9 protein-coding genes are annotated in these 12,602 nt (G+C 71.3%); 6 read left to right on the top strand and 3 right to left on the bottom strand.

Annotation, left to right across the window (positions count from 1 at the left end; translation table 11 throughout):
• Positions 1-23: 23 nt before the first annotated feature.
• Entirely contained in the window at positions 24-668 is a 645-nt protein-coding gene (locus tag C8E97_RS10735; RefSeq protein WP_121004009.1) for a TetR/AcrR family transcriptional regulator, read from the top strand.
• A 114-nt stretch (positions 669-782) separates the two neighbouring features.
• A complete protein-coding gene (locus tag C8E97_RS35895; RefSeq protein ID WP_147455051.1) occupies positions 783-1,523 on the top strand; it encodes a carboxymuconolactone decarboxylase family protein in 741 nt (246 codons plus the stop codon).
• On the opposite strand, the gene C8E97_RS10725 is transcribed toward C8E97_RS35895, so the two are convergent.
• The gene (locus C8E97_RS10725; RefSeq protein WP_170211741.1) at positions 1,490-2,521 is read right to left on the bottom strand and encodes an Lrp/AsnC family transcriptional regulator; all 1,032 of its coding nucleotides are present in this window, start codon (positions 2,519-2,521) and stop codon (positions 1,490-1,492) included. The two genes, C8E97_RS35895 and C8E97_RS10725, sit on opposite strands and share 34 nt — an antisense overlap.
• Before the next feature lie 71 nt (positions 2,522-2,592).
• On the opposite strand from C8E97_RS10725, the gene C8E97_RS10720 reads away from it, so the two are divergent.
• From C8E97_RS10720 to C8E97_RS10710, 3 genes are read left to right on the top strand one after another with little or no spacing between them, the layout of a single operon-like run.
• Positions 2,593-3,870 carry a metal-dependent hydrolase family protein gene (locus C8E97_RS10720; RefSeq protein ID WP_121004000.1) on the top strand — a complete coding sequence of 426 codons (1,278 nt, stop codon included), beginning with the start codon at positions 2,593-2,595 and terminating at the stop codon, positions 3,868-3,870.
• Positions 3,863-5,431, top strand: a complete 1,569-nt coding sequence (locus C8E97_RS10715) for an FAD-dependent monooxygenase (protein WP_121003997.1) — start codon at positions 3,863-3,865, stop codon at positions 5,429-5,431. The genes C8E97_RS10720 and C8E97_RS10715 overlap by 8 nt, the downstream gene beginning before the upstream one ends.
• Complete coding sequence (locus C8E97_RS10710; protein ID WP_211346965.1) at positions 5,431-6,858, top strand: MFS transporter; 1,428 nt, start codon at positions 5,431-5,433, stop codon at positions 6,856-6,858. Before C8E97_RS10715 ends, C8E97_RS10710 begins: the two co-directional genes overlap by 1 nt.
• 15 nt (positions 6,859-6,873) lie before the next feature.
• Here the strand turns inward: C8E97_RS10710 and C8E97_RS10705 are convergent, their stop codons facing one another.
• Together C8E97_RS10705 and C8E97_RS10700 are read right to left on the bottom strand one after the other, a co-directional pair.
• A complete protein-coding gene (locus tag C8E97_RS10705; RefSeq protein WP_121003994.1) occupies positions 6,874-8,454 on the bottom strand; it encodes an FAD-dependent monooxygenase in 1,581 nt (526 codons plus the stop codon).
• A gap of 815 nt (positions 8,455-9,269) precedes the next feature.
• Entirely contained in the window at positions 9,270-12,047 is a 2,778-nt protein-coding gene (locus C8E97_RS10700) for an AfsR/SARP family transcriptional regulator (RefSeq protein ID WP_342776275.1), read from the bottom strand.
• A gap of 206 nt (positions 12,048-12,253) precedes the next feature.
• Between C8E97_RS10700 and C8E97_RS10695 the strand changes: the two genes are divergently transcribed.
• On the top strand, positions 12,254-12,595 hold the full coding sequence (locus C8E97_RS10695) for a hypothetical protein (RefSeq protein WP_121003989.1): 342 nt from the start codon (positions 12,254-12,256) through the stop codon (positions 12,593-12,595).
• Positions 12,596-12,602: the final 7 nt, after the last annotated feature.

Raw genomic sequence — 12,602 nt, 5'->3', positions numbered from 1 at the left:
CACTCACCTCATATACTCGGTCCATGAGCAGGGTCGTACCGACGTACCACCAGCGCGTCGCCCAGGAGAAGCGCGCGCTGATCGTGGCGGCCGCGACCGCGCTGTTCCTGGAGTTGGGCTACGACCGGACGTCGCTGGCGCGGATCGCGGAGCGCTCGGGCGTTTCGCGGGCCACCCTGTTCAAGCAGTTCCCGAGCAAAGCCGCCCTGTTCGACGCCATCGTGACCGAGTCCTGGTCGACCGCCGACGAGGAGGATCCCCCGCCGGCGGGCAACGTCGTCGACGGGCTCGGCATCATCGGTCGCCGTTACGCCGAGCTGCTGGGCCGCGCCCAGATGACCGACCTGTTCCGGATCGTCATCGCCGAGCTGCCGCGGTTCCCCGAGCTGGCCCACGCGCAGTTCTCGCACGGGAAGATGCCCTACTTCCAGTCCGTGCGCAGCTACCTCCTGGCTGAGCACGAGGCGGGAACGGTGCGGATCGAGGACGTGGACCTCGCAGCCACCCAGTTCCTGGGGATGATCTCCAACTACGTCTTCTGGCCGACACTCCTGGTGCCGGGCTGGGAGGTGAGCGCCGAACGCGTCGCTCAGGTGGTCGACGAGGCCGTCCGCACCATCGCCGCCCGGTACGCCGTGACCGGACCAGGGCCGTCGATCGACGACTGAGTCCCACCGCCACAAGGACCTGCCGCACGAGCGACCGGAGCACGGCGTCGGCGAACGCGGTGCAGCACACCCGGCCCGGCGCACCGGTCACGAGCCGGCTCCCAGGACCGGCACGTGAGGATCGCGGTACGCGACGACGGCGACGGAATCGCGCCGGAACACCTGCCGCACGTCTTCGAGCCGTGCGCGTGCAAGCGCCTCGCGACAGGAAACGTGCAATCGACGAGTTCCGGGACGACCTTGTCGCAGGCTGGTCGCCAACAGCGGACCTCGACAGGAGCAACCGTGCGAATGCCCCCGATCAAGCCCGGCGACCTCTCGGACGAGCAGCGACCGCTCGACGAGCAAGCTCGGCGGATCATGGACGGACAGCGGGTTCCGTTCACGTCGACGGACGAGGACGGTGCGCTGGTCGGCCCTTTTCCCGCGCTGCTGCGCTTTCCCCGGCTCGCGCGCCCGTTGCTGGAGTGGTTCACCACGGTGGCGGGCGAGTCCGTGCTTCCCGCTCGGGTGCGCGAGGTCGCGATCCTCGCCACGGGTGCACGGTACGGCGCGGCTTACGAGCTGTACTCCCACAGCAGGGTCGCGTCGGCGATCGGGCTGTCGAGCGCGGTCGTCGCGGGTTTGGTCGCGGGGCAACGGCCTTCCGGTCTGACGCCGGAACAGGAGATCGCCCACGACGTGGCGGCGTGCCTCTACACCGGTGGCCCGCTGCCGGGTGCGCTCTACCGCGCCGCGGTCGGCTGCCTCGGTGCGGCGGGCACGGCGGAGCTGGTTTTCCTGATCGCCCAGTACACCGGTATTTCCCTGGTGCTCAACGCCTATGACGTCCCGTTGCCCGCGGATGCGGAGTGACCTTCGGCCAGTAGTGGCACGGAACGCACCGATCTTCCCTCCGCGTCGAGGATGCGGCCCAGCAGTTTGACCGTTCGCAGGACCACCGAGCGGTCCTGCACGCGCAGGCCGGGCAGCGCGTGGCTCATCTTCCGCTCCAGGTCGTGTGCTTCCGCCGTCGACCTGAGCCAGGCGTCGATGACGACGTTGTACGGCCCCGCGACGAGGCTGCACGCGCGGATACCCGGCAGGGCGGGGATCCGGGCCTCGACGTGCTCGATGTCGCGGACGTCGATCGAGCCGAAGTAGACGACGGCGACGGCCTGTCCCGACAGGCGACGGGAGGCGTCGCACCGGAAGGTGACGAGCCCGGCGTCCTCCAGGCGGGTCAGCCTGCGCCGGACGACGACGGGGCCCAGGCCCACGTGTTCGGCGAGCCGCTCGAACGACATCCGTCCATCGATGTTGAGCGCACGGATGATGTCGCGGTCGGCGGTCGTCAGGTTCGCGTCCCGCTCCCGGCGGTTCCCGGCACGGGCGTGCAGGCGGCGGCGCTGCTCGAGGTCGAGCGCGCCCTCCCGCCACCGGCTGGCTTCCAGGGCCGCTCGGGTCGCGGGATGGCTGCGCACGCCTCGGACACCCGGGACGTGTTCCACGCGGTCGAGCAGGTAGGCGGAGAGCGCGTCGAGGTCCGGCGCCTGTGCCAGGACCAGGATGTCCCGCGCGCCGGAGGTCAACTTGACGGTGGCGGCTTCCACGTCCGCGGCGAGGACCTCCGCCACGTCGGCCCTGCGCCCCGGCGTGCAGTCGACCTCCACCAGGGCGCACGAGGGGGTCGCCCGGCCCGCCGGGTGCGCGGTGACCCAGGCGTCCCCCGTGGTGCGCATGCGCGACCACCGTCGGCTGACGGTCGCCGGGTCGATGCCGAGGACCGGCGCCAGCTCCCGCCAGCTCGCGCGCGGCGCGGACCGCACGGCGTCCACGATGGCGACGTCGAGTTCGTCGTAGGTTTCCTGCACCGAAGGCTCCACTGCCGAAGGAAACATGCGATATCCGGGCCCATTCGCAGGATAACCATAGTTTCGGTGGCATGGAGATCGAGCGCAAGGCGGCCCTGCGCGTGCACAACGTCACGCTGGTCGATGGTGCCGGCTCGGCAGCGGTGCCCGACGCCGTGCTCGAGGCGGACGTCGACGGCCGGATCGTCTACGCCGGACCCGCGGGCCACGCACCCGCGGCCCCACCGGGTGTCCGGACGATCGACGGCCGCGGCGGCACCCTGCTCCCGGGGTTCTTCGACTGCCACGTCCACCTCGGCATGCCGTCCGACCGTTCCATCGTCGAGGAGGCGCTGATGACGGACCCGGTCGTCCGCATGCTGCAGACGACCGAACGGCTGCGGCGGACCCTGGAGTCCGGCGTCACCTCGGCACGCGACCTGGGCGCGCTGCCCGCGGGGTTCCGCCACGCCGTCGCCACCGGACTGCTGGCGGGTCCGCGACTCCAGGTCGCGGTCGGCATCATCAGCCACACCGGCGGGCACGCGGACAGCACGCTACCCGGCGGAATGGACCTCGGCTTCGACTTCTGCCTGCTCGCCGACGACGTGCGCGAGGCTCGGATCGCGGCGCGGCGGGTGCTGCGTGCCGGCGCCGACGTCGTCAAGATCTGCACGACCGGCGGCATCAGCAGCGCGACCGACGACCCCGACGACGAGGACCTGCTCGACGAGGAGATCGCGGCGGTCGTCGACGAGGCACGACGGCACGGCGGTCGTCCGGTCGCGGCGCACGCCCAGGGCCGGGCCGGGGTCCTCGCCGCGATCCGCGGTGGCGTCCGGTCGGTCGAGCACGGCTTCGGCATCGACGACGAAGGGTGCGACCTCCTCGGCGCGCACGGGACCTTCCTCGTCCCGACACTGTCCACAATGGTCAAACCGCCCGATCCGGCCACCGTACCGCCGTGGCGCTACGAGAAGAAGCTGCGCTGGCGCGACCGCACCAGGCGCAACATCGCCGCCGCCATCGAGCGGAAGGTGAACATCGCCGCGGGAACCGACGCGGGCATCTCCGCGCACGGCGAGAACCTCACCGAGCTGTCGTGTCTCGTGGAGCTGGGCATGAGCCCGATGGATGCCATCCGCGCCGCGACGTCGAACAGCGCGCGCCTGATGGGAGTCGACGACCGGCTGGGCACACTGCGGCCCGGCATGCTCGCCGATCTGGTCATCTGCGCGGACGACCCGCTGCGGGACATCGGCGTGCTGTCGAAGCCGGAGAACATCGTCGTCGTCGCACAGCAGGGCGTCATCCGCAAGAACACGCTCCCCGTTGTCGCTCAACAAACCCAGGAAGGACGCCATGACTGACGCGTTCGACACCAGCGTTCTCATCATCGGAGCCGGGCCGACCGGTCTGACCCTGGCATGCGACCTCGCTCGTCGCGGTGTCGCGCACCGGATCGTGGAACGGGACCCGGCGCCGAGCCGCGCCACGCGGGCCAAGGCCATCCAGCCCCGATCGCTCGAAGTGCTCGACGACCTCGGCGCCGTCGAGCACGTCCTGCGGCGCGGTGTCGCCGGGCTGCCCGTGCGGTTCCACGAGCCGTCCGGCGCGGTGGTCGACAAGCCGCCGATCTCGGTGCGGGCGGACGAGCAGTTCCACACCCCGTACCCGGACGTGCTGTGGCTCGGTCAGTTCGATGTCGAGCAGGCACTGCGGCAACGGCTCGGCGAGCTCGGCGGACACGTCGAGTTCGCCGCGGAAGTGGTCGGGATCGAGCAGGACGACGACGGTGTCACCGCCACCCTGAGTACACCGGACGGCGAGCGCGGCGTTCGCGCCAGGTTCGTCGTGGGCGCCGACGGCGGCAAGAGCACCACCCGCAAGCCGGCCGGGCTCCCGCTGGTCGGCAGGACCTACGAGGAACAGCGCTGGTACCTCGGGGACGTCACGGCGCCGGGCCTCGACCGCGGCCACATCCACATCTGGCCGTCCGAGCACGGCATGCTCGGCCTCACCCCGCTGGGCGACGACCTGTGGCAGTTCCAGAGCCCGATCCCGCCCGGCGAGCACGCGGGGACCCCGTCCCTGGAGTTCTACCAGCAACTGTTCGACGCACGGGCAGGCAAGGGCGCCGTGGCGCTGGAAAGCGCCTCCTGGCTGTCGGTGTACCAGGTGAACGTCCGCATGGTGGAGAACTACCGCAACGGTCGTGTGCTGCTCGCCGGGGACGCCGCCCACGTGCACCCGCCGGCGGGTGGCCAGGGCATGAACACCGGCATCCAGGACGCCTACAACCTCGGCTGGAAGCTCGCCAGCGTCCTCGACGGCGCGCGGATCCACCTGCTGGACACGTATGGCGCCGAGCGCATCCCGGTCGCCCGCACGGTGCTGGAGACCAGCGCGGAGAAGATGACCAGGACCCTGGCGCAGGCCGGTCGCGGCGCGGAGGACGGGCTGGGCTCGGCGCTCGCCGGGATCGGCGACGGTGCGCTCAACAGCGGACTGGGCATCCACTACCGCACGAGCCCGCTCGTCCACCCCGGTGGACCCGCGTCCGGCCCCGTACCGGGTGATCGCGCGCCGAACGTCGGCGGCTTGCGGGGGGAGGGCTTCAGCGGCGACCTGTTCGACCTCATGCGCGGACCACACTGGTCGCTGATCGCGTACGAGGACACCGACCCGGTCATCTTCGACAACGCCAAACCGACCCACATGCACGTACACCGCATAGGATCCACTTCGGACAGCGCCATTGTGGACGGCGAGGGCGAGTTCCAGCGCGTCTACCACCCCCACCCCGGTGAGCTGATCCTCATCAGGACCGACGGGTACCTCATCGCCCGCGTCCCCGCGGACCGGGAGAAGGATGTCATCGAGCACCTGGCCCCGTTCCGGTCGACCGGCACCCGGGTCAGGCCCTACTGATGCACACGCGGTGGAACAAGCGCCTCGTCGGCCAGGCGGCCGTCCTGATCCTGGTCAACGTCATGGTGGACACCGTCATCACGGCGCCGCTCATCGTCCTCCCGCAGATGCTCGACCACTTCGGCACCGACCAGCCCGCCTGGCTCAACGCCGGCGCGTTGCTGGCCGGGGCGATGTGGGCGCCGCTGCTCGGCAAGACCGCCGACATCCACGGCAAGCGCAAGGTGCTCGTGTGGACGTTGGTCCTGGCCGGTGTGGGCGCCCTGGTGTGCATGATCGCGCCCGGCCTGTGGGTGTTCGTGCTCGGACGGGTGGTCCAGGGCGCGGCGGTGGCGTCGCTCTTCCTGACCGTCGGGATCGTCAGGGACATCTGCGAGACCCGCATCGGAATGATCGTCACCGGCATCGTGACCACCGGCAACGCGGTGTTCGGCATCGCGTTCCCGTTCCTCTTCGAGACGCTGTCGCACGCCTACGGCTACCGGGTCGTGTTCGTCGTGTCGGCGGTCTTCGCGGCGACCGGGGCGCTCCTCGTCCGGTTCTTCCTCCCCGAATCGGTGGTCAGGACCCCGGGCCGGGTCGACATCGCCGGCGCGCTCCTCCTCGGAGGCGGTATCGCGGCGGTGGTCACCTACGTCAGCCTCGGCGGAGATTTCGGCTGGACCGGCGCCATCCCGTTGCCGATCCTCCTGGCCGGCGCCGTGGCGCTGGCCTGCTGGGTCAGGCTGGCACACCGGACGCCCGACCCGGTGGTGGACATCACCAAGCTCAGCAGGCCGCTGGTGCTCACGCTCGGGGTGGTCGTCCTCGGCACCGGCGCGTACCAGAGCATGCTGCAACTGTTCAGCCTCCTCGCCGACGTGTCGGCCGACGAGGGACTCGGGTACGGGCTCGCCGCCGAGGGAGCGCTGGGCATGCTGTACGGCATACCGGCCATCGGGATCGTGCTCGGCGGCGCCCTCGCCGGCGCACTCGCGACCCGCGTCGGACCCGCCGCGACGCTGGTGGCCGGTGTCGTGCTCGGGCTGGCGGGGACGCTGGGGCTGTTCGCCGCGGTGGCGACGCTCCCGCTCGCCGTCGTCTGCTCCTTCCTGTTGAGCCTCACCGCCGGCGCGCTGGTGACGTCCGGGTTCAACATGGCGTCGACGCTCGCGCCCGCCGAACGGCAGGGGGTGGTGTCCAGCCTGGTCATGGTGATGATCGCGATCGGCTCGGTGATCCTGAACTTCGTCGGCGCGGCCGTGCTCAGGTCCACCCGGGTGGACGTCGGCGGCGCGGCGGCGAACTCGGCCACGGGTGTGTTCGGCTACATCGGGATCGGCACCGGCGCGTTCGTGGCCGCCGGGGTGCTGGCTGTGCTGCTCGTGCGCGCACAACGCCGCGCATCCGTGGCATCCGATCCGGCACGCGCCGTGGACGTGGCGTGACGGGACGGGAAGTGCTCACCCGGCTGCGGCCACCCGGGCGAGCACGTCGGTCAAGGTCTCGGCCGGGGAGACCGGGACATCGGTCGTGCGCCAGGCGATGTAGCCGTCGGGGCGCACCAGCGTGGCGCCTTGGGGACCGGTTCCGAAGGCGGTCGGGAACGCGTGTGGGTCGGTCGTGTCCACCTCGGCGCCGACGTGCACGAAACGCACCGGGAGGCCCAGGTGGTCGGCGGTCTGCTGGGTGGCGGGCGCCCACCGCGGGTCTTGCGACAGCAGCACCCAGCCGCGCCCGAACAGGTCAAGGGTCGATGTTCCCCGGCCGTCGGTGGTGGTGATCGGCAGGTGCGGGGCGCGGGTGCCGGGCTGACCGGCCCACTCGTCCGGGCGTTGCGCCGGCGGCAATTCGGGCCCGGCCCCGGCCACGGCGTCGGAACGGTAGAGCTGCCCGAGTTCGATGGCGTTGTCGTCCAGGACCGGGACGTCCGAGCGCGGGGTGGTCAGGTAGCCCTTGTAGTCGGCGCGGGCGAAGATCTGCTCGTGGCGCAGTTCGGCGATCGGCCGCCGCTCGGCGTCGTAGGTGTCCAACAGGCGCGGGTCCGATTGCCCGGACAGGACCGCGGCCAGTTTCCAGGCGAGGTTGTGGGCGTCGTCGATGCCGGTGTTGGCGCCGAACCCGCCGCGGTTGGGTGGCAGCTGGTGCGCGGCGTCGCCGGCCAGGAACACCCGCCCGGCCGAGAATCGCTTCGCGATCAACGCAGCGAGTTCGAAGCGCCCGGTGGTGATCAACTCGACGGGCAGGTCGGGAATCCCGACCGCTTGGCGCACCAGGGTTTTCTGCTCGTCTTCGGTGCGGTCGACATCGTCTCCGAGCATGAGCACCCACCGGCCGTCGGAGTAGGTGGTCAGGAACACTTGAAGGTCGGGTTGTGCGATCTCGAACTGCACCACGCCCTTCTCCAGGTAGTGGTCGATCGGGGCGGTGAACAGGATCGAGCGTTGCACCGACAACAGGCCCTCGCCCTCTCGGCCGATACCGAGGGCTTCGCGGATCGGGCTGGTCGCGCCGTCGGCGGCGATCACGTACTGGGCGCGGATCCCGTGTTCGTGACCGTCACCGCGGCGGCGGAGGGTCGCGCTCACCCCGTCGTCGTCCTGCGTGAACCTGATCAGTTCGGTGCCCAGCCGCAGGTCGGCACCCAGGTCGCGGGCCCGGTCCCGCAGGATTGGCTCCAGTTCGTCCTGCGCGATGGCGGTGGCGCCGACCGGGGAGTACGTGACCCGTGGCTTCGGGCCACCGCCGGGACTCCAGGGGTATTCCTCGATCCACTTGCCCGCCAGGGACTCCACTCGGGCGCGCCGCGGTGTGCCGCTGCCCTGTGCCGACCTCGGGACCTCGATGCCGACCTGGCGGAACAGTTCCAGGGTGCGGGTGGTGTAGCCGATCGCCCGTGGGTGCGGTGAACTGCCCTGGTGCTTTTCGACCACGACGAGCGGCACGTCGTGCCAGGCGAGGAAAACTGCGGCGGACAAGCCGACGAGGCTGCCGCCGACCACGAGCACCGGTGTGGTTTCGGTTGTCGGCGTGGTGGTGGTCATGACGGAACTCCTTCCGTCGTTGGGGTCAGTGCCGGTTTCGCCGGACGTTCCCGGAGACTCTGGTTCCCAGTTCACGCACCTCAGGTTAGACGAACATGTTCGTTACGAACTAGATCGTCACGAACGTGTTCGTGTGTTGTAGGTCACTGTCGCGATCCGGTCCAGGAACACGGGGGCGAGCTGGCGACGGTGCCGCCGGGTGATCGTCGACGCCGTCCTGTACCTGGTCGACAACGGCATTCAGGTCGTCTTGAGCGGGAAGGCCCAGCGCTGGTTGGCACCTCCTGCGAGACCATCGTGCGCATCGGGCTCGGTCGGCTGGACAACCGCGAGGGCCGCTTCACCAGCGCCCGCGAACACCTGCTCACCGCCCTCGAACCGGCTATCGGGCTCGGGGACAAGTGGGCCGAGTACACCGCGTTGAGTGCCCTCGGTGACGCCTGTCGGGGCTTGGCAGGGATGCCGAGGCGGACCGGTACCTGGCCGGTGCGACAGCGCTGGCGGGCCGATTCACGCAGGCTGACGCCGGCACCACCGGCTGAGGCTGGCACTGCCCGGCCGAGGGCGATCGGACGGTCGGTCGTTCCGCACGGCGGAGCAGACCCAGAGGACGGTTGCGTGCCGGGTGTTGCGTGGGCAGCCGTCCCCGGCACCAGGCTGTTCCCCGAAAATGTGGCCCCTTTGCTTTGTGTGCCCGGCTTGAGTCCGGACTTCCGCTGTCGTCATGCGTCGCGTCGAGGTCCCTCTTCTGCCGTCAAGCCGCTTTGCCCCCTCGCGCCTCCTCCCCTGGTGGTCGGGCTGCTTCGGCGGCCTGGTCAAGGGCTTTCGTTCGGACTGGTGTGGGCGAGGTCGTCGAGTCGCTTCTGGACGCGGTCGGCGTCGTCGTCGCGGCCTTGGTCGCGGTACAGCGCAAGCGCCTCCCGCCACACCGCCTGGGCCTGGCCGGTCCGGGCGAGGGCGGCGTGGGGCTGGCCGAGGCGATCGAGGGTGTTGGCGACGTGGTAGGTGTTGCCGAGGGCGCGGTACAGGGTGAGCGCCTGGTGGTAGTGGTCCAGGGCCTGCTGGTGGTCGCCGGTGCGGTGGGCGATGAAGCCGAGGCTGTCCAGGGTGGTCGCCTCGCCGTCGGTGTAGCGGTGGCGGCGGAACAGGGCGAGGGCGGCGAGGCAGTGGTCGCGGGCGGTGTCGAACTCGCCCAGCCGCGCGGCGAGCCAGCCCACCGCGTTGAGGGCGTCCGCTTCCCACACCGGCAGGTCGAGGGTGCGGTAGAGGTCGAGGGCGTGGCGGGCGTGCTCCAGTGCCCTCCGGTCGTCCCCCTGCCGTTCCCAGGCGGCCGTGAGCGCGTAGTGGGTGAGGGCCTGTTCGATGGGGCCGTGGTGCTGCCGGGCCAGGGCGAGGGCGCGGTCCAAGTGCCCGGCGGCCTCCCCGTACCGACCCAGACGGGCGCAGGCATTGCCGAAGAGGCGGTGGGCACGGCTGCGGGCGGTGAGGTCGGACAGGTGTTCGGCGGCTGCCAGCGCGGCCCGCCACGTGGCCAGCGCATCGCGCCGGTGCCCCCGCCGGAAGTGGAAGGTGTCCAGTGCCCAGGCCAGGTGCCAGACGACGTGGTGGCGGCCCAGGGTGGCGGCGGTGCGTTGGGTGGCGAGCAGGGTGGCGTGCTGGGCTTCCAGCCAGGCCAGCGCGGCCGCGGCGTCGGACAGCGGGTGCGGGTGGACGCCGGGCGCGGGCGTGTCGGGCCGCGCGGGTGGGCGGTGGGGGTTCAGGAGGCGGTCGGCGGCGTGGGCGGTGTGCAGGTGGAAGTCCGTCACCCGCACCAGGGCCTCGTGCCGCACGTGCTCGGGCAGGGTGTGGGCGGTGGTGGCGGCGTAGGCGCGGACCAGGTCGTGCATCGCGTACCGGCCACCCGGCCGCCGTTCCAGCAGCGACGCCTCCTCCAGCGCCGACAGCGCTTTGCGCGTCACGGTCGGTGGCAGGCCGGTGAGGGCGGCGGTCGCGGGCAGGGTGGTGTCGGGACCGGGGGCGACGCCCAGCAGGGCGAAGGCGGTGCGTTGTTGTTCGGTGAGTCGGCGCAGGGACCAGGACAGCACGACGGGCAGGCTCGCGGTCGGGTCGGCGGAGTCCAGCGCGTCCAGGCCGAACTCGCGCAGTTCGGCGACGGTGTCGGCCAGTGGCACGCGGGGGTCGGCGGCGGCATGGGCGGCGATCATGCTCAGCGCCAGCGGGAACCCGCCGCACAACCCGATCAGTTCCGCCACGGCCGGTCCCTCGTCCGCCATCCGGGTCTCGCCCAGTGACGCCACCAGTAGGGCGCGGGACTCGGCGTCGGACAGGACGTCCAAGTGCAGGGGCCGCGCGGCGTGGCGGACGAGCAGGCCGGCGAGCCGGTTGCGGCTGGTGACCAGCACGGTGCACGACGGGCTGCCCGGCAGCAGCGGCACGACCTGCTCGACGGTGGCCGCGTTGTCCAGCATGACCAGGACCCGCTTGTCAGCGACCAGGCTGCGGTATAACGCCGCCTGCGCGTCCGGGTCCGGTGGGATCCGACCGGGCTCCACACCCAGGGCGTCGAGGAACCGGTGCACCGCCGCCTCCGGTGCCATCGGCTCCCCGGCGGGGCTGAAGCCGTGCAGGTCCACGAACAGCTGACCGTCGGGGAACCGGTCCAGGTGGTGGTGCGCCCACGCCAAGGCCAACCAGGTCTTGCCGACACCGCCCGCGCCGGCGATCGCGGAGATGACCACCGTGCTCGTGGAAGTGGCGCGCAGGGCCGCATCGAGCCGGTCCAACTGCTCCCGGCGACCGACGAACGATGCCGGTGCGGCCGGGAGTTGTCGGGGCACGACCGCCCGCTTGGCCGCGGTGCGCGCCGGCGCGGCGAGCAGTGCCGGGGCGGCGGCCAGGACCTGTCGGTGCAACTCCTGCAACGCGGGGCCGGGATCAGTGCCCAGCTCCTCGACCAGTCGTTCCCGAACCCGCTGGTAGTGCGCCAGGGCGTCGGCCTGCCGGCCCCCGCGGTACAGGGCCAGCAGGTACTGGGCCGCGACCCGTTCATCCAACGGGTGCTCCGCCGACCGCGCGGCCAACTCCACCACCAGTTCCTCGCCCTGACCGTCCCGGAGCCTCGCGTCGACCAGGTCGTGCCGGGCGGCCAGCCGCTCCTGGGCCAGCCGGTCACGCTCGGCCAGCGCCCAATCTCCGGCCAGGCCGGACAAGGGTTCGCCTCGCCACAGGTCCAACGCCTCGTTCAGCAACCGCACTGCCTGAGCGCTCTCTGCTTCGCGGGCGCGGTCGCACAGGGCGCGGAACCGATACAGGTCGACCGCGGACTCTTCGACCGTGAGCAGATAGCCACCCGACCGCCGGATGAGTTCCACGGCGTCCACGCCCGCCAGCGTCTGCCGCAGCCGCGAGAGGTAGGTCAACAGCGTCGGCCGGGCCCGCGCCGGCGCATCCACGCCCCAGACCCGTTCGATCAGGCGTTCCACCGGCACCACGTGGTTGACGTCCATCACCAGGGCGGCCAACACGCACCGCTGCCTGGCCGGCCCCAGATCCAGCCGACGGCCGTCCGTGTGCACAGCCAACTCGCCCAACACCCGCACATCCGCCACCCCGCACCCCCACCACCGTGATAGCCACCCCGACCTTCGGTTTTGAGGAAAACACCGAAAGTTCACACGTTCGGACGTGCACGGTGGCAACGAGGTCGCTGCCGGTAGCCGAAACAGGTCGAGCCGATCGCCGACCACCGCTGCCGGCCACGCGGCCGGACCGGAACAACCGATGACGAAAGGGCAGTCCCATGAACTACCGCAAACTCGTACTCGCCTTGGCGGCCACGGCGGGTGCCGCGCTGGTCGGCGCGGCACCGGCCGTCGCCGGCCCCGCCGAGGCGTCGTCCTCCACGCCGCCGACCGCGGCCGCGAGCTACAACTGCTACGGGTTCCACAAGCCCAACCCCCACCGGTGGGCAGGTGGCTGTTCCGTCGCGTCAGGGCAGATCCGCACCATCACCTACTGCTCCGACGGCTCCAACCGGGTCGGCGGCTGGATCGGCGCCCGCCCGAACCCCTGGCTCGTCTACGGAGAATGCGGCGAGCACCTGGTCCAGAACACGGGCTTCATCGTCGAAACCCGGGGTTGACCACCCG

The sequence above is a fragment of the Saccharothrix australiensis genome (assembly GCF_003634935.1).
In the GTDB taxonomy this organism is placed as follows: Bacteria; Actinomycetota; Actinomycetes; order Mycobacteriales; family Pseudonocardiaceae; genus Actinosynnema; species Actinosynnema australiense.
The sequence above is the reverse complement of the archived record's forward strand: the minus strand, read 5'-3'. Positions and strand labels throughout refer to the sequence as shown.

Excerpts from the sequence above, each read along its gene's own strand:
- C8E97_RS10735 (WP_121004009.1), top strand. The coding sequence starts at position 24 with ATGAGCAGGGTCGTACCGACGTACCACCAGCGCGTCGCCCAGGAGAAG.
- C8E97_RS10720 (WP_121004000.1), top strand. The coding sequence starts at position 2,593 with ATGGAGATCGAGCGCAAGGCGGCCCTGCGCGTGCACAACGTCACGCTG.
- C8E97_RS10715 (WP_121003997.1), top strand. The coding sequence starts at position 3,863 with ATGACTGACGCGTTCGACACCAGCGTTCTCATCATCGGAGCCGGGCCG.
- C8E97_RS10710 (WP_211346965.1), top strand. The coding sequence starts at position 5,431 with ATGCACACGCGGTGGAACAAGCGCCTCGTCGGCCAGGCGGCCGTCCTG.
- C8E97_RS10705 (WP_121003994.1), bottom strand. The coding sequence starts at position 8,454 with ATGACCACCACCACGCCGACAACCGAAACCACACCGGTGCTCGTGGTC.
- C8E97_RS10695 (WP_121003989.1), top strand. The coding sequence starts at position 12,254 with ATGAACTACCGCAAACTCGTACTCGCCTTGGCGGCCACGGCGGGTGCC.